Source organism: Burkholderia sp. FL-7-2-10-S1-D7, from assembly GCF_001524185.1.
Taxonomy (GTDB): Bacteria; Pseudomonadota; Gammaproteobacteria; order Burkholderiales; family Burkholderiaceae; genus Burkholderia; species Burkholderia diffusa.
In genome coordinates this window covers 1-17,326 of record NZ_LOWY01000062.1, presented here as the reverse complement: position 1 = coordinate 17,326, position 17,326 = coordinate 1, and the positions used below count along the sequence as shown (strand labels likewise).

The 17,326-nt window shown below is 63.0% G+C and carries 14 protein-coding genes and 1 pseudogene; 5 read left to right on the top strand and 10 right to left on the bottom strand.

The annotated features are described in order from the left end of the window. The first annotated feature begins 95 nt into the window (after positions 1 to 95). Positions 96 to 905 carry a hypothetical protein gene (locus WS75_RS19905; protein ID WP_059682391.1) on the top strand — a complete coding sequence of 270 codons (810 nt, stop codon included), beginning with the start codon at positions 96 to 98 and terminating at the stop codon, positions 903 to 905. A 13-nt stretch (positions 906 to 918) separates the two neighbouring features. Here the strand turns inward: WS75_RS19905 and WS75_RS19900 are convergent, their stop codons facing one another. Beyond that, positions 919 to 1,491 carry a thioredoxin family protein gene (locus WS75_RS19900; RefSeq protein WP_059682389.1) on the bottom strand — a complete coding sequence of 191 codons (573 nt, stop codon included), beginning with the start codon at positions 1,489 to 1,491 and terminating at the stop codon, positions 919 to 921. 228 nt (positions 1,492 to 1,719) lie between these two features. Here WS75_RS19900 and WS75_RS19895 point away from each other — a divergent pair, with 228 nt between their 5' ends. Beyond that, entirely contained in the window at positions 1,720 to 2,460 is a 741-nt protein-coding gene (locus WS75_RS19895; RefSeq protein WP_059682386.1) for a response regulator, read from the top strand. Beyond that, positions 2,457 to 3,779 (top strand): ATP-binding protein, encoded by a 1,323-nt coding sequence (locus tag WS75_RS19890; RefSeq protein ID WP_059682383.1) that lies wholly within the window; start codon positions 2,457 to 2,459, stop codon positions 3,777 to 3,779. The genes WS75_RS19895 and WS75_RS19890 overlap by 4 nt, the downstream gene beginning before the upstream one ends. A gap of 45 nt (positions 3,780 to 3,824) precedes the next feature. Here WS75_RS19890 and WS75_RS19885 read toward each other — a convergent pair whose 3' ends face one another. The 3 genes from WS75_RS19885 to WS75_RS19875 form a co-directional block, all read right to left on the bottom strand. Then, entirely contained in the window at positions 3,825 to 4,436 is a 612-nt protein-coding gene (locus tag WS75_RS19885; RefSeq protein ID WP_059682381.1) for an alpha/beta fold hydrolase, read from the bottom strand. A 53-nt stretch (positions 4,437 to 4,489) separates the two neighbouring features. Beyond that, the gene (locus WS75_RS19880) at positions 4,490 to 5,224 is read right to left on the bottom strand and encodes a metallophosphoesterase family protein (RefSeq protein ID WP_059682379.1); all 735 of its coding nucleotides are present in this window, start codon (positions 5,222 to 5,224) and stop codon (positions 4,490 to 4,492) included. An 88-nt stretch (positions 5,225 to 5,312) separates the two neighbouring features. Further along, positions 5,313 to 5,849 (bottom strand): GNAT family N-acetyltransferase, encoded by a 537-nt coding sequence (locus WS75_RS19875; RefSeq protein ID WP_059682377.1) that lies wholly within the window; start codon positions 5,847 to 5,849, stop codon positions 5,313 to 5,315. A gap of 486 nt (positions 5,850 to 6,335) precedes the next feature. Here WS75_RS19875 and WS75_RS19870 point away from each other — a divergent pair, with 486 nt between their 5' ends. Together WS75_RS19870 and WS75_RS19865 are read left to right on the top strand one after the other, a co-directional pair. Then, complete coding sequence (locus WS75_RS19870; protein ID WP_059682375.1) at positions 6,336 to 7,529, top strand: porin; 1,194 nt, start codon at positions 6,336 to 6,338, stop codon at positions 7,527 to 7,529. A gap of 656 nt (positions 7,530 to 8,185) precedes the next feature. Further along, on the top strand, positions 8,186 to 10,108 hold the full coding sequence (locus WS75_RS19865) for an SMP-30/gluconolactonase/LRE family protein (protein ID WP_059682373.1): 1,923 nt from the start codon (positions 8,186 to 8,188) through the stop codon (positions 10,106 to 10,108). 34 nt (positions 10,109 to 10,142) lie between these two features. Here WS75_RS19865 and WS75_RS19860 read toward each other — a convergent pair. The 6 genes and pseudogenes from WS75_RS19860 to WS75_RS19845 all read right to left on the bottom strand — a co-directional run. Further along, positions 10,143 to 10,475 (bottom strand): annotated as a pseudogene (locus WS75_RS19860) (c-type cytochrome); the annotation flags it as partial. Positions 10,476 to 10,680: 205 nt separating this feature from the next. Further along, positions 10,681 to 11,244 (bottom strand): RHS repeat domain-containing protein, encoded by a 564-nt coding sequence (locus WS75_RS19855; protein ID WP_156429833.1) that lies wholly within the window; start codon positions 11,242 to 11,244, stop codon positions 10,681 to 10,683. 1,715 nt (positions 11,245 to 12,959) lie between these two features. Continuing rightward, positions 12,960 to 13,361 carry an RHS repeat-associated core domain-containing protein gene (locus tag WS75_RS34960; protein ID WP_306453409.1) on the bottom strand — a complete coding sequence of 134 codons (402 nt, stop codon included), beginning with the start codon at positions 13,359 to 13,361 and terminating at the stop codon, positions 12,960 to 12,962. 11 nt (positions 13,362 to 13,372) lie between these two features. Then, a complete protein-coding gene (locus WS75_RS34660; RefSeq protein ID WP_257129420.1) occupies positions 13,373 to 13,468 on the bottom strand; it encodes a hypothetical protein in 96 nt (31 codons plus the stop codon). A 93-nt stretch (positions 13,469 to 13,561) separates the two neighbouring features. Continuing rightward, on the bottom strand, positions 13,562 to 13,903 hold the full coding sequence (locus WS75_RS33715) for a hypothetical protein (RefSeq protein ID WP_156429832.1): 342 nt from the start codon (positions 13,901 to 13,903) through the stop codon (positions 13,562 to 13,564). Positions 13,904 to 13,978: 75 nt separating this feature from the next. After that, the gene (locus WS75_RS19845; RefSeq protein ID WP_082729672.1) at positions 13,979 to 17,311 is read right to left on the bottom strand and encodes an RHS repeat-associated core domain-containing protein; all 3,333 of its coding nucleotides are present in this window, start codon (positions 17,309 to 17,311) and stop codon (positions 13,979 to 13,981) included. Between the last annotated feature and the right edge of the window lie 15 nt (positions 17,312 to 17,326).

Sequence of the window (17,326 nt, the reverse complement as noted above, 5' to 3'; positions counted from 1 at the left end):
CCTGGCCGCGCATGCCATTGGCACGTTCACCTGGACGGCGGCGCAGCAGACGAGGCGGGTGCGCGGCGATCGGACCTCGGACATCATCCAACGCCATGACCTTACTCACGAACGCACTGGAAAAGTGGAACCGGAAGTCTCTTTCCGGGAAATGCTACACCGCGGGCACGTCGGTGCTGATGCTTGTTGCCGGTGTGCTGATCCTGCTTCCGCGGACGACCCCCGGCACGCTGTCGCTGTTTGCCGCCGGGCCGCTGTTGCTGTTCATGGCTGGGTTCCTGATCTGGATCGTACCGAAGCTGCTCGCGATCGGCCGGTCGCAGGTCGGCACCGCGCCGCTCGTCGTGGTAAGCGCGGTGCTGGCGCCGCTGTGTCTCGGATGGGCACGGCAGTGCGTCGGCAAGGACCTGCAGCTGCCGCCGCAGTCGTTCGACGTGACGGTCGGACTGTTGACGGTGCTCCTGATCCCGATCGGGTGGGCGGCCGTTGCCGCGTCGATCCTGATACTCGTCTTCGTGATGTCGGTGTTCGCCGCAATGACGAGCCAGGTGTTCCGTCCGCTGGTCGCGATGTTCGCGCTGACCCCGACTGGGTGGCTCGCACGGTCGCTGGAGAAAGTCGAGGCGACGGAGCGAAGCGCGTTCAATCACGGAATGGGCGCCTTCGTTTCGGCGGCCGTCATTACGCTGTTGGTCGGGTCTTACGCGTCCGCGGTGCTGGATCGGGACGTTGTCCGGCTCGCTGCATACGGTCTCGACTTTTCGTATGCGGACAAGTACCCGGACATCGAGCCCGGCCGCCGCATCCGCCTGCTCGACAACGGTTACGTCGCGTACGCGGAGCGGCAGGGCCTCGACGTGCAGTTCGACGTGAAGCCGCTGCCCCCGGCCGACAAGCCGAAGTGAATTGGCCCGCCGCCTACTGGGTGCGCGTGGCCCCCTGCGCTGCCTGCGCCAGCGCCCCCCGAATCGCCGCTTCCGTCTTGTCGTACCCGCCCTCGCCATACCGCGTATAGACGACCTTCCCGTTCGCGTCGAGCAGGTACAGCGCGGGCCAGTACTGGTTCCCGTACGCACGCCACGTGTCGTAGCGGTTGTCCTGCGCGACCGGATACTGGATGCCGAAGCGCTTGATCGCATCGGCGACGTTCTTCGCGTCGCGTTCGAACGGATACTCGGGCGTATGCACGCCGACCACGACGAGCCCCTGGTCGCGATACTTCCGATACCAGTCGTTCACGTACGGAATCGTATGAATGCAGTTGATGCACGAGTACGTCCAGAAATCGACCAGCACGACCTTGCCGTGCAACTGGTCGAGCTTGAGCGGCGCGCTGTTGTGCCAGCGCTCGATGCCGGTGAAGTCGGGCGCGGGCGTGCCGGCCAGCGAGGTGGTCGTGCCCGCGTCGTCGCGGGTGCCGGCGAATGCGGCGAGCCCTGCCGTGGCGGCGAGGGCGATCACGAGGGCGGCGGTCCTGAGTCTGGGCAGCATGACGGTTCTCCGGTTCGGCCGGCCGCCGCGCGAGTGCGCGGGCCGGACAGGTTTCGACAGCCTTCATTGGGCCGCGCCGACGTATCTGCGGTGTGTCCGGCAAGCCGCGCGTGTGCAATGTTGTGTGTCGTCGCGGCGGCGCGATACATTGGGATACAAACGCGCACCTGCGATGCGGTATAACAGCGGACATCGCCAGCCGGAACGTCACGCCAACGACATCGACTCATGGACAAGATCGACCACGTACTGATCGTCGACGACGATCGCGCGATCCGCGAACTGATCGCGGACTATCTGGAGAAGAACGGCATGCGCGTGTCGCTTGCCGCGAACGGCCGCGAGATGCGCAACGCGCTCGACGACGGCGCGCCCGACCTGATCGTGCTCGATTTGATGATGCCCGGCGAGGACGGCCTCACGCTGTGTCGCGACCTGCGCGCGGGCAAGTTCCGGACGGTGCCGGTGCTGATGCTGACCGCGCGCGGCGAGGAAACCGATCGCATCATCGGCCTCGAGATGGGCGCCGACGACTATCTCGCGAAGCCGTTCGCGGTGCGCGAACTGCTCGCGCGGATCCGCTCGGTGCTGCGCCGCGCGCGCATGCTGCCGCCCGGCATGCAGGTGACGGAGACGGCCGCGATGCTGGCGTTCGGCGAATGGCGGCTCGACACGACGGGGCGTCACCTGCTCGACACCGAAGGCACGCTGGTCGCGTTGAGCGGCGCCGAGTATCGGCTGCTGCGGGTGTTCCTCGACAATCCGCAGCGCGTGCTGACGCGCGACCAGTTGCTCAACCTCACGCAGGGCCGGCAGTCCGATCCGTTCGACCGGTCGATCGACCTGCTCGTGAGCCGGCTGCGGCAGCGCCTTCGGGACGGCGCGCGCGAGCCGCGCTACATCAAGACGCTGCGCAACGAGGGCTACGTGTTCTCGGCGGCGGTGACCGCGGTCGAAGGCGACGCATGAAGACGCTCACGCTGTGGCACTGGCCGCGCTCGCTGTTCGCGCGGCTCGCGCTGATCCTGTGCGTGGGCCTCGCGCTCGCGCAGACCCTGTCGTTCTGGCTCACCATGACCGAGCGCGATCAGGCGACCACCAATCTGATGATGGGCTACATCGAGCGCGAGGTCGCGAGCTCGGTCGCGCTGCTCGACCACCTGCCGCCCGACCAGCGCGCCGCGTGGCTGCCGCGTCTCGCGCGGCGCAGCTACGCGTTCATCCTGGGGCCGGGCGAGACGGGCACGCCGCCGGAGGCGCGGCTCTCGGCGCGCGTCGAGCGCTCGATCTCGGACGGCATCGGCGGCGATTACCCGCTGACCGCGAACGCGCTCCCCGGCGATCGCGAGCATCTGCAGGTGCATCTGCGCCTGACCGACGGCTCGCCGCTGACGATCGATATCCACCCGATGTCGACGGTGCCGCTGTCGGGCTGGCTGCCGGTCGTGCTCGCGCTGCAGCTCGCGGTTCTGGCCGCGTGCTGCTGGCTCGCGGTGCGGCTCGCGACGCGGCCGCTGAAGCAGCTCGCGCAGGCGGCCGACGCGCTCGGCCCCGACCTGAAGGGCGAACGCCTGACCGAGGACGGCCCGTCCGAAGTCGCGCGCGCAGCCCGCGCGTTCAACGCGATGCAGGACCGCATCGCGCAGTACATGGCCGAGCGCATGCAGATCCTCGCGTCGATCTCGCACGACTTGCAGACACCCATCACGCGGATGCGGCTACGCGTCGACGTGATGGACGACGGCGCGCAGGGCGCGAAGCTGCGCCAGGATCTGCTCGAGATGGAGCATCTGGTGAAGGAAGGCGTCGCGTATGCGCGCACGCTGCACGGCACGGAAGAGGCCGCGCGCCGCATCGATCTCGACGCACTGCTCGACAGCATCGTGTGCGACTACACGGATGCGGGGCAGGACGTCGCGCTGCACAGCGGCGGGCCGCTCGCGCTCGTCGCGCGGCCGAAGGCGCTGCGCCGGATCGTCGGCAACCTCATCGACAACGCGCTCAAGTTCGCGGGCGCGGCCGAGATCGACGTGCAGCCGGCACCGGGCGGCGGTGCGGTCATTGCGGTGCTCGATCGCGGCCCCGGCATTCCGGACGATCAGCTCGACGCGGTGTTCGAACCGTTCCGGCGCGTGGAGACGTCGCGCAATCGCGAGACGGGTGGCACGGGCCTCGGCCTCGCGATCGCGCGTCAGCTCGCGCTCGCGATGGGCGGCACGCTCACGTTGCGCAACCGGCCGGACGGCGGCGGGCTCGAAGCGCGGTTGACGCTGGCGAACGCCGCGTGATGCGGCGTCAAGGGCATTGCGGGCTTCGCGTCGAAGCGGCCCGCGTCACACGCGCTGCAAATGCGCGTCGACAAGCGGTGCAAGCGTATCCGCATGCACCGCCGCCAGATCGTGGCGGCCGCCCGGCACGACATGCAGCCGCGCATCGGGCAGCCGTTCGAGCAGGCGCCGGCCGGCCGCGACCGGACTGATCGGATCGTCATCACCCCACAGCAGGAGCGTCGGCTGCGCGATGCGGCCGAGGTCATGCGACAGGTTGGCGCGAAACGTCAGGAACCAGTCGGGCAACTGCGGGTTCGCTTCCGCGAAGGCGGCGCGCCAGTCCTGCGCGCCGAGCCCCTGCATGTCGAGGCCGCCGGACGTGACCGTCAGCACCAGGTGCGTGACGAGCGCCGCACGTTCGAGCGCCGCGCGCATCGCGATCACGCCGCCCATCGATTGCGCGATCACGGCGGTCGGCTGGTCGATCGCGGTCAGCACATGGCGCACGAGGCCGTCGAAGTCGTCGACGGTCGAATCGCGAGGCGTGTCGCCGAAGCCCGGATAGCCGACGATCCGTCGCGCGGCCGGATGCGCGAGGCGGCTCGCGAGCGGGTGCCAGAACGCGGTGCTGCCCGACGCGCCGGACAGGAAGAGCAGTTGCGATGGAACGGGCATGACGGAGTGGTTTTCCGGGAAGCGAAGCGGGTTGAACAACGCGTGACGCTGCGTCAGCACCGGCCGGTGCGCAGCGCGACGGCCCAGTCGTCGCGGCCGCGCGATGCCGCGGTGGCGGCGGCCGTATGCCAGTCGTATTCGACCGCATGGAACTCGGCGTGCCAGCCGGCCGACGTGCGCGACACCATGGCATAGCGTGCATGCGGCGAACCGGTTTCGATCCGGTGCGGATGCGGAAGATCGTCCATGTACGCCTGCAGCCCGACGCTGCCCGGGTTGACGATCACACGGCCGTCGTCGAGCTTCGCGATGCGCGGCATATGCGTGTGGCCGCACAGGATCAGCGACGCCGGCGCGTCGCCCGCGCGCTGCGCGATTTCATCGGGCGTCGCCGCGCGGCAGCCGTCGGGCGTCACCGTTTCGAGGAAATAGACGAGGTCGCTGGCGGGTGTGCCGTGCACCATCAACACGTCGTCGTCGAGCGTCAGGCGCTCGGGCAGCGCGGCGATCCACGCGCGATGGTCGTCGCGCAGCGCATCGTGCGCCCAGCGATCGGACAGCCGCATCGTGTCGCGATCGCCGGTCAGCAGTTGCCGTTCGTGATTGCCCTTGATGGTTGGCAGGTCGAGCGCGATCAGGCGGTCGGCCGTTTCGGCCGGATGGAGCGCGCCCGACACGATGTCGCCGAGGTTGACGATCACGTCGGCGCCGCGACGACGCACGTCGTCGAGCACCGCGTCGAGCGCGGCGAGGTTGCCGTGGATGTCGGACAGCGCGGCGATTTTCATGGTGAGCAAATCGAGGCGGGGAACGGCGATTGTCGCGAATTCGGTGCGGTTCGTCCAATCGCGTCGGTGACGCGACGCGCGGCGAGTTTCAGTCGGTCGCGATGCGTGCGTACATCGCGAAATCGCCCGGCACGCCGCGCACGATCCGGTACGCGCGCAACAACCCTTCGTACCGGTAGCCGCATTTCTGCAGGACGCGCGCGGAGCCGGTGTTGCTGCTCAGCACGACGCCCTGGATGCGCATGAAGCCGCCTTCGGCGAACGCCCACGCGGTGACGCTTGCGCACAGCGCGCTCGCGATTCCGCGCCCCCAGTGCGACGGTGCGAGGTCGTACGCGATCTCGGCCGAGCGGTTCGCGGTGGACACCGTATGCAGTCCGATCGTCCCCGTGAGCGCGCCTGACGCGTCGTCGACGATTGCGAGACGGCGGATCGAATCCGGATGAGTCGACTCGATATCGTCGAACAGCGGCAGCAGATCGTCGCGCGCATGCAGGTTCCAGCTCGTGTGGCGGACGACGTCGTGTTTCGACAGGTACGCGTACCACGCGTCGAGATCCGCGCGGTCGAGCTGCCGGAGCGACAGGCCGGGGAAACCGGAGCGGGGCGGCGCGGCGATCCTCATCGCGGACCCATCACGCACGATGCGGCGCGCATGCCGACGCGCCTGCGCCTACGCAGCATGACGCCGGTACAGCGCGAGCGAACCGGCCAGCGCGAGCAGCGCGGTCGGGCCTGGCGTCGCGATTCCGACGAACGCGACGGCGGCGAAGATCAGCAGGGTCATTTGATGCACGCCGAAGGCTCCCTGTGGAACGCGGGTGCTCGATTATCGGGCGCGCGTTGTCGCGCTGTACAGCGGCGTTCGCTGCGCGACCGATTATCTCGATTCTCGCAAAAAGTTGTTTTCATTATTGCGCTGTTGACGGGAACCGGTTCCAACTACCATGGCGGCCGTGGCGGGCATGCTCGCCGCGACGTCGCGCGCGCGTATCGCACGCGCGCGTTCCCGTGTGCGGACGCGGCCAGCGTCGCATGCCGGCGGGGCTTCCGGCCGCACACGCTACTCGCATAGAACAACGGGTTCACCGCCCGGAGACGCTAAAAAACCATGAACAAGCAACTGATCGCAGCACCGCTGCTGCTCTCGCTCGCGGGCATCGCATCCGCGCAAAGCTCCGTCACGCTGTACGGCATCGTCGACGCGGGCGTGACCTATCGCAGCAACGAACGGGTCGGCTCGCCGGGCGCTTATACGGGGCATTCGAGCGTCGGCCTGACCACCGGCAACCTGTCCGGCAGCCGCTGGGGCATCAAGGGTTCCGAGGATCTCGGCGGCGGGATGCGCGCGCTGTTCGTGCTCGAGAACGGCTTCGACATCACCAACGGCACGTCGGGTCAGGGCGGTCGCCAGTTCGGCCGGCAGGCCTTCGTCGGCGTCGGCAGCGACCGCTACGGCACGGTCACGCTCGGCCGCCAGTACACGTCGCTCGACGACTTCGTGAGCCCGGTCGGCCCGTCGTCGTTCATCGGCGGTTTCGGCGCGCACCCAGGCGACATCGACGACCTCGACCAGACCGCGCGCGTCGACAGTTCGATCAAGTACACGAGCGCGAACTACTCGGGCTTCACGTTCGGCGCGCTGTATGGCTTCGGCAGCCAGCCGGGCAGCATGAAGCAGCGCAACACGTGGAGCATCGGCGCGGCATACGCGGCGGGGCCGCTGCGCGTGGGCGTCGGCTACGAGCGTTCGGACAACAGCAAGACGGGCGCGACCGACCCGACGGCCGGCAAGTGGCAGAGCACCGACGACGGCCTGTTCAACTCGTCGATCAACGAAGGCTATGCGAGCGCGCAGTCGCAGCAGATCATCGCGACCGGCGCGACGTACGACTTCGGCCCGGCCGTTGTCGGCGTGAACTACAGCAACGTGCAGTACCGCAGCGGTGCGCAGTCGCTGTTCAACGGCCACGCGACCTTCAACGTCGCGGGCGTGTTCACGCGCTGGAACGTGCAGCCGCAGACGCAGCTGTTCGCGGGCTACAGCTACACGCGCGGCAGCGACGTCGACGGCATCGACAACCGCGCGCAGTATCACAACGTCACGCTCGGCGCGGTCTACGACCTGTCGAAGCGCACCAGCGTGTACCTGCTCGGCGCGTACCAGCATGCGTCCGGCACGACGCTCGACGCGCTCGGCCGGCCGGTGGCCGCGACCGCATCGGTGTCGGACAAGGCGAACAGCCACTCGTCCGACTCGCGGTCGCAGGCGATCGTCAGCCTCGGCCTGCGCCAGAAGTTCTGACGGCTCACGTTCGATGCGGGCCGCCGGTTGCGTGGCCCGCTGCTGATCGATGTCTGTTTCACCGGCAGCGCGCGATCGACGTCGTCGCTGCGCTGCCCAGGTACCTCGACGGTTGGGACGGCGCGACGCCCGACAGAGCGAGCTGACCTGAACCGCCGCCCGCCCGGGGCGCGGCCTTCCTCATCATCGCTGTCCATCTCTCCTTCGCCGCACCCGCGGTATATCTCGCTCCTCATCCGCATCTTCATCGGCAACGGCATTGCGCCGCACATCGCCTTATTTCATATATTCACGATTTCCCGGCAATGCAGTGCGCGCGGGACAATATTTTTTTCTTTCATTTTAATTTCGATTTGTAATCATTTAATCGATTCGAAGGCAATGGAAATTCAATGCGCGCGAATCAGGAAAAATGACGCATTCTGATTAGGTGTTTCGGAAGAAAATGCCGGAAGACGTGGCTCGCGAGAGCTCTGTCCGGCGGGGATCTGCGATATGAAGCCCGGAGCGATGCGTCTTCGGTCAACCGCCATCGCGCGGTAAAGGAACGTAATGAATCATTCGCAGCGCAATTGAATCGGTTTTTGAAAAGATCACCAATATTTCATAGGTGGCGAATTAGAGTGTCAAGAAAGGATCGTCCGGGAGCATCATTCATGTTATCGAAACAAATTCGTGCGGCATTGCTCGGGCTGTGCATGGCAATGCTGGCGCCGGTCGGTCACGCACAAGTGCAATACACGACGGACTGGCTCGCGAACACGTTCGGCACGCTCGCCGCGCACGTCGGCAACGATGCGCGCTCGCTTTGGGTCGCGCCCGAGGGCGTGATCTATACGGCGTCGCGCTGGGACGAGAACGCGGGCGGCGTCGCGATCTACCAGAACGGGCAGACGCTCGGCACGATCGGCATCCATGACGAATTCCAGGGTGGCGCGATCACCGGCAACGCGAACTCGCTGTTCGTCGCGCTCGGTTACAACCGCACGTTCGGCAGCGGCTCGGTCGGCCGCTACAACCGCAGTACGAACCAGCGCGACCTGCGCATTCCTGTCAGCACGTGGACGGGCATCCAGTACGCGGACGTGATCACGGGCCTCGCGACGACCGGCAACCTGCTGTACGTGAGCGACTTCTACGGTAACCGCGTGCGCGTCTACACGACGGACGGCGTGTGGCAGCGCGACATCGGCGTATCGGGCCCCGGCGCGCTGGCGCTCGATGCGGGCGGCAATCTGTGGGTCGCGCGCAAGAGCGCGGGTGTTGTCGCGCAGTTCAGCCCGACGGGCACGGCGATGAGCACGATCCAGATGGCGGCCCGCGCGCGGCCGGCGTCGCTGTATTTCGACGCGCCGAACGGGCAGTTGCTGGTGGGCGACGAAGGCCCCGACATGAACATCAAGATCTACACGCTCGTGGGCCAGCCCGTGCAGCTCGGCACGTTCGGCGTGCAGGGCGGGTATCTCGACACGACATCGGGCATCAAGGGGCAGGTCGGCGACAAGCGCTTCACGCGCGTCGCCGGCATCGGCAAGGACGCGGCAGGCAACCTGTACGTGCTGAACAACGCGTGGGGCGGCGGCTGGGATCTCGGACGCAACGGCAGCACCGACCTTCATTCGTACAGCCCGACTGGGGCGCTGCAATGGAAGCTGCAGGCGCTGAACTTCGAGGGCGCCGCCGCGCCCGATCCGCTAACCGACGGCGCGTTCTTCTATAGCGGCAACACCGTGTACACCGGCACCGCGGGCGGCACGTTCGTCGCGAACACAGTCGATCCGTTCAGCTATCCGAAGGACCCGCGCCTCGACATGAACGACTATCAGCGCGGCCAGCATTTCGGCCAGCTCGCGCTGGTGAACGGCACGCGGATGTTGGTCGCGACAGGACAGAATCCGGGCAACTACAACATCTATCACTTCAACGGCGCGAGCGGCTACATCGCGATTCCGGACGGCTCGATTCCCGGCAAGCCGTTCAACACGACGCTGCAGGTCACGGCCGGTTTTGCGCTCGACGACAACGGCGACGTGTGGGCCGGGCTCGATCGCACCAACAACATTTCGCACTATCCGATGACGGGTTTCGACGCGATCGGGAAACCGACATGGGGCAAGCCGGTGCAGATCCCGATTCCGCGCACCGTGCTGCCGCTCACACGAATCATCTACCAGGCCGACAGCGACACGATGATCCTCGCGCAGGGCATCTCGGGCAGCTGGGACTGGACAGCGATGAACGGGCACATCGAGGTCTATCGCGGCTGGAAGGCCGGCAACACGAGCACGCCGAACGTCGCGATCAACCTGACGAGCGCGAACCCGAAATCGATGGCGGCTGCCGGCCACTACCTGTTCGTCGGCTACGTGCACACGGTGCCGAACGTCGACGTGTTCGACCTGAACACCGGCAGCCTCGTGACCACGCTGACGAATTCGAACACGTCGGCGATGGACGTCGGCAACGACGTCGACTCGATGTACGGCATCCGTGCGTACCTGCGCTCGACCGGCGAATACGTGATCACGAAGGACAACTACAACGGGTCGAGCCTCGTCGTGTATCGCTGGCATCCGTGATCAGGCATGCCGCGCCGCTCGGGCCAGCCGGGTCTCATGGCGCGCCGAGCACGCGGCCGTTCACCTCGCGCCCGTACATCGAGTCGGGCGTGTCGTGGCATTTCGCGCACGTGTCCTGCAGCGAGCCGGTGAAGCGGGGGGCTTGCGGGCGCTCGTGATTGTCCATGAAGGTCGCGACGTCCCACGCTTGCTGATCGGTCAGCGTGCCGCCGAGCCCGAGCGGCATGTTGGCCTTCACGAAACCGGCCGCGTTGCAGATGTCGCCCATGCCCGCGCCCCAGTTGAACGAGCGTGCGCCCTAGAGCGCCGGAAAGAGCGGCTTGCCGCTGCTCGATTGCACCTGGCCGTCCGCGCCGTGACAAAGCGCGCCGGCTTCGGGCGCGGCGGCGTGAGCGGGGCGCGCGGCGGCGAGCAGCGCGGTGCCGGCCGCGAGGCCGAGTGTCTTGAGCGCGCCTCTGCACGCATGCCGGTCGGACATGGCTCATCTCCCGGAATCGTTTGTGTGAGGGCGTGTCGCGTTGCCGTACGACGATGCTGCGTCGCGAATGCGTCGCCGGTCTAGCCGCGCGCGCTCAATACGGAAAATCGCGATATCGGATCGGAGATATTCGGGGGCTAGCGCCGTGCGGATCATAGTACCGATACCGGTTGTAGTGCAGTCCCGTCTCGTGGTCATGGTACTGCCCCTGGAACCGGATAGGGTTAGCGATCGGCGCCTTCCCCGAGGTCTTTCTGATTGCCTTCTGCGCAACACCCCACGCACGGTACTCCGCACTCCACGCAATCTCGCTGTGCTCATCAGTCAGCTCCTGCGCCGTGCCGAGGTGATCGCACTGATACCACGCCAGGCAGTTGATGGCTGGTGCGGGCGGCGGCGGCAGCCATAGCGGGTCTTCATCCTGCCGGTAGTAATCGCCGTACTCGGGCTGGTCGAGCAATTCGACGGCTTCCTCGCGCACCGCCTGCGCCGCCGGCACAAAGCTGCCGGGCTCGTAGACGTAGTGCGTGCGCCGAAGCCGTCCTCGTCGGCGATCTTGCTTTCCCACGCCGGCGTGTCGCCATCCCACCCGTCCTTCCAGCAGGCATGCGCTCTTGACGGCAGTCTCCCGCAGCTTCTGTAAGCCTCCATCGTCCATGATCACACTCAATAACACTTACACGTGTAATTTGCGACGGTGCTCCTAGTCGAATTTGGAAAAGGTGCCTCCAAGATCCCAAACATGCCGCGGTCGCCACACGCCTTGAGGCATTGACCCTCTCGCTCATTTATGTTTGGCTCGCTAAATTTTGCCACGACAAACAGCACCGCCAAAGCAAAAAGAAAAATGTATAAAAAAATCTTCGCCATTTGCTTCATCTCAATGCCTTTTTCGTGAAATGAATTCCCTCTTGTTCGTGCCTCTCACTGAAAATTCCCGTTTTAAATGTTGTATTCTTTTCTTGCGTATCAAATTTTAATCGTCGATTGCCTTGTCATTCTGAAATGCGTCGCCCTCGTGATATCTTGAATGGCAATATGTCTGCGGCTCCTGCCAAGGGAAGTTTCCCCTCCCCCCCCAACCATTGTCCTGGCGGAAGTGCGTCGGATGCGAAGGGAGGATCTGTTACATAGTTAAGCACGCCCGCCATGTTGGGATTTTTCGTTGACGCCACCGACGGAGGAGCGTGGCGGCCTAATTTACATGTCCAACTTCACGGGGTCAGCCCACTGTTGTCCTGCTTTCCTTCACAAGTGCGTCGGGTAATCCTGGGTAAGCTAATTTAATGTGAAATTTAATAGCATTTACACTCATAGTTCAGGGCGGTCTGTCGCGGAGAATAACTGGCAGGGGCATTCAAGCGACCGAACATTCCGCGCTTGCCACAATCATCTATGCATCGCTGTCTGGCATCCTGAAGGCTTGGTATGCCGCATTTTGTTGCGATAAAAACCATAACCAGCAAGGATGAACCTGTATACAAAATAATATTGATATAATTTTTCATGAGTTTAATTCGTAGGAATTTTTACTTTTTGTGGGTAAATTTTCTGACATCTTTTCCTTTGATGAAAAAGTTATTGTTCTTTTGGGGTTTGTTTTTGTGGCTAAATCCGGAATTATCAGTTGGGCGAAAATCTCCTAACCGATCGTCGCCATAGTAGCCCGCGGTGCAATATGATTCAGGCATCGTCCATGCCATGTTTACGCCGACCCATTCGCCGAGGACTTGCTGAAGGGGGCAAGGGAAATTGGATATCTCTCCCAATGCGCTTCTGTCGGTAGAGTTTTATGGTATCGATGGAGTTTCGGGTATCGTTATGATGCAGGTTGCCCATTCCGTGTGGCGCTGCCCCAGTTTTCTGTAAGTCGAGTAGATCAATTCGGGTGTCAGGTTTTTTGATATTGGCATATGAGATTATGCTGCTATCCAATTTGATCTGATCTTGCGATGTTGGTCTGCCGCGTTGGAGGATGAAATGGCGATGGCGGTTGTAGACGCATCTTCTTGTTTTGTCGTGTGGTTAGTAACAGCGGCATTCAAGGCTATTTGAAATCTTTCTTCCGTATTGGGGATGGTTTGGCTCTAATTTCCCAAACATGTCTATCTTTTTGCATTTTTCAACACAATGATGCCATTTTTCCTGGTAGGTTTGCCGCCCACTCATTGTGATAAAGAAAATAAAAGAAAGTGCCAAAAAAATAGTAAATAAATTTAACCTTACGATGCGCGGCATTACAGTCCTCCCAGTGCGGTGCACGTAAATTTACGGGAATTATCTCCAAATACAGAATACGATTGATTGTAATGTTTGGGACGTGCCTTGCAAGTAAGGCCGGAATCATCCGTCGGCCTAAGATCCGAAAGAGGATCATCGCCATAGTAGCCCGCGGAACAATAGGATTGCGGAGCATCTATAGGGATATTTACTCCAGGCCAAACACCCGCGTAGTAAATCTGCTGGAATTGGGTTGTCGGAAATATCAATCAGTAGAAGTCTTGCTTGAGGATGGTGGGCAAGCGCAGGTCTCGGTGGCGTCGCATTAGCTTTGTATAAATGTCCCATCCCAAGGAGAACTGTCCCCCTCGCCTGAAGACCGAGCGGATCGACTCGCGCGACAGGATTACTTTGGCCGTATGCGTATAGATTTAGCCCGCCTCGTAAGCCAATTGGATCCAGGCTGATATACCGCGCCGCCTCCGGATCATAATGCCGACATCGGTTGTAATGCAGCCCCGACTCATGGTTATGGTATTGCCCCGGGAACCGGATGGGATTGGTGATCAGTGCCTTCCCCGATGCCTTGCGGATCGCCCCATACGCGACGCCCAAGAACGGTACTCCGCGCTCCACGCAATCTCGCTCTGCTCGTCCGTCAGTTCCTGCGGTGGACCAAGGTGATCGCACTGATACTTCTTTCTCCATCGACGGAGAACTAAATCTGACTCATTCGGCCGATCAAGACAAGTACATTAATCCTGAATCTGACCAGGAGGCTCTATCTGTGCGGCAAGATATTTATCAACCTCATCGGAGAGTTTGATCTTTTCTCGTATCTCGGAAAGTGCGTGTTTGGTAACTAAAAACGGAACGTCATCGGGTAAAATTTTTACTTTAGGATTGCCAATGGCATCTGCCAAAATCATTGCGTACCCTCTGTTTTGTCCCTTAATCGGAAAGCCGACGACCGTTCTCTCGGTTTGTAGCGCCCCAGGCAGAAGAATGTAGGGTGCACTGTTCTCAACATCTCGATAGTTATACTCGACAGCTTGCACGATAGAGTACTCGTGTTTATTGATGGCTTCGTTCTTCATTCCGAGAAAGTCACACCCTGCAAGAATGGAGGCAATAAAGACCCATATATTTCTACGCCTGAGCATATGGACTCGCTATTTGTTGAAGATGAACATTTCTTCAGGAACTCCCGATCCCTTTGGGATGTCAATTATTGATATTGAGTTTCTGCGGGCAATTGCCCCGGTGTCTATAGGGAAAGGGCTCGTATATGGAACAAAAATAGATGTAATGCCGCCTGCTTCAAGGGCATTTTGAGTTCGTGTTGCGCATGTGTCTCGGGCGGCTGCGCCTGGATTTTTAGTAGGGTCGGGAAGCGGCTTCCCTGTGTATCTTTTTATTTCATCCAGCATATGAGCCTCTTGCTCTGGCGTTGTCTTAATTATATATATCGTAGTATCTCGATACTTGGCTTGCTTTGCAAGATAATCAGTTACACCGCTTCCTTCTCGAGTTCCAGTGCCGAAACTATAGACTCCCTGACCAGTAAATCCAATTGCAACATGGCCAAACGGATTGCTTAATATGCCTCGACCATGAATAACAACAGTGTCCAGCCCCAGTGGGTCAAGTGAAGTTAGCGGATTCCCGCCCGCGTAGAGATAAAGATTGAGTCCGCCAGCAAAACCAAGCAGGTCTTTAGTTACATAACGAGCGCCGTGCGGATCATAGTACCGATGCCGGTTGTAGTGCAGCCCCGTCTCATGGTCATGGTACTGCCCCTGGAACCGGATGGGATTGGCGATCGGCACCTTCCCCGAGGCCTTGCGGATCACCTCCTGCGCGACGCCCCAGGCACGGTACTCCGCGCTCCACGTAATCTCGCTGTGCTCGTCGGTCAGCTCCTGCGGCGTGCCGAGGTGATCGCACTGGTACCACGCCAGGCCGTCGATGGCTGGTGCGGGCGGCGGCGGCAGCCATAGCGGGTCTTCATCCTGCCGGTAGTAATCGCCGTACTCCGGCTGGTCGAGCAATTCGATGGCCTCCTCGCGCACCGCCTGCGCCACCGGCACGAAGCTGCCCGGCTCGTACACGTAGTGGGTGGTGCGCGCACCGAAGCCGTCCTCGTCGGCGATCTTGCTCTCCCACGCCAGCGTGTCGCCATCCCAGCCATATAACGTGAAGCCGCATTGCAGCGCGCGGTTGCGTTTCACACGCTCGGCGCGGTTCCAGTGTGGCCCCGCTTCGCTTCTTTCCTCGTAGTGCGCCTGGCTGTGCTTGGACAGGCGCCGCCCGAGCGCATCGTAGGTGTAGTCGACCTTCAGGCGCTCGTCCTCATAATGCGTGAGCCGGTCGAACAGGTCCCAGGTGAAGCGACCCTCCTTGCCGTTGTGCCAGCGCTGCGTGAGGTTGCCGCGCGCGTCGTACTGGTAGTGGGTACCCGCGTATTGCTTGAGCAGGTTATCCAGCGCCTTGATGCGCGGCATGCGCTGGCGCTCGGCTTCGCGCAGGGTTTCCGGGTCGATCAGGTTGCTGGCCGGATCGAAGTCAAACGTCTCGTGGCCGAGCCGGCTGTGCGCTTCGAGCAGGCGGCCCACCGGATCGTAGCGGTAGGCGAGCTGGCCGCGCCGCGTGTCGTTGATGTCGGTGAGCTGGCCACTGGCGTCGTAGCGGTAGCGACGCACCAGCAGGCGGTTGCCGCCTGCGGTTTGCCCGACCGGGCCTTTGGATTCGTGGGCAAGCACCTGCTCGCTGAGCCGCCCCATGGCGTCCCACTGCTGCGTTTGCAGCAGCCGGTTGCCTTGCAGCCGTGCGACTTCGCGATGCAGGTCGTCGCGCTCGTAGCTCACCAGTTCTCGTTCATCCAACTGGAGAGCCAGCAGGTGGCCGCTGCCGTAGGTGAGCCAGCTGACACGGTGGCCGTCCGGGCGCACGGTGGCGATGCGCTGGTTCAGTGCGTCGTATTCGTGCTGCCACACACCCACCAGCGGCTGGCCCAGGCGGGTGTAGTGCTGGTGCTCACGCACCAGGTTGCCAGCCGGGTCGTGGAACCATTGCAGGCGGCTGTCGGCGTTGCTGGCCAGTGCCAGGTTACCGTTGAGGTCGTAGGCGAAGGTCTCGACCTGCCAGTCTTGCTGGCGCGGGCTCGCGTCGCCGGTTTGCAGCGCAGCGCGCCGCTCGGTGAGGCGGCCCATCGGATCGAAGGTATAGGCGGTGATGCGCTGCCCGTCGATGGCTCGCGCCAGTTTGCCGGTCGCCTCCTCGTACTCGTAGCGCGTGATGGCGCCGTCAAAGCCGGTTTCCGCCAGCAGACGGCCCACCGGGTCGTAGTGGAACTCGGCATCGCGGCCGTTCTCGTTGCGCAGCGCGGTGAGCTGGCCGAGCTTGTCCCACTGGTAGAGCAGGGACTGGCCGGCGGCGTCCACCCGCTTGGCCAGCAGGCCGGCCTCGGTGTAGTCCCATTCGGTACGCCGGCCCAGCGCGTCGATGTGGGTTAGCAGCCGGCCCTCTGCGTCGCGCTCGAAGTGCTCTTCGGTATCGTCCGGGTAGCGGATCGCGGCGAGTTGGCCGTGCTCGTGGCGGTAGCAGGTGACGTGGCCTGCCGCGTCGGTGAACTGCACAAGCTGGCCGCGCGCGTCGTAGGCCCATTCGCTGGCTTTGGCCGAGCAGTCCACGTAGCGGGTGAGCTGGCCGCTGCTGTTGTACTCGAGCTGCTTGGTCTTGCCGTTGGCATCGGTGATGCCGATCGGCAGGCCCATCAGGTTGTACGCGTACTCGGTCTTGTTGCCCAGCGGGTCGATGGCCTCCGTGAGCCGACCGCGGGTATCGTAGTCGCGCAGCCAGAGGCCGCCCTCAGCGTCGCTGATCTTGATGAGCTGGTCTTTGCTATCCCACGCGTAATGAACGGTGGTGCCGTCCGCACGGATGTGCTCCAGCAGGTTGCCGTTCTCATCATGCGCAAAGCGATTGACATGACCTGCGCTGTCGATGTGTTGGACAACGTTCTTGGCACTGTCCCGGAAGAACCATTCCGAGCGCTGGCCCGGGTGAACAATGCGGTAGGTGTAACCAAGGCTGTCGTAGTAGTGCCGGGTCTCCTGGCCGTGAGCATCGATCACGTAGGTAAGGCGAATGTTCTCGTCCCATTCCAGGCGGGTGTCGAAGCTGCCGTCATCGGCCCACTCGCGCACCGCTTTAGCGTCCGCGCCGTCTCCCTGCCACACCAGGTTCATGCCGCGGCCGGTGCGGTCGGTGTAACGGGTGATCAGGTGGTGCTGGTACTGGTACGTCCACGCGGCGGCATTCTCGTCTTGTGCCAGCGTGAGGTCTCCCGCTTCGTCATAGCGGTACAGGCTCAGACGGCGCAGGGGTTCGTGCTCGCCCATCAGCCACAGGCCGGTGATGCGGCCCGCTTCGTCCACCAGGGTGCCCAGGTGGGTATGCGGCTGACTGGGATCGTCCTGGTAGGTGATCAGGTCCGACAGCACCGCGCGATTGCCAAC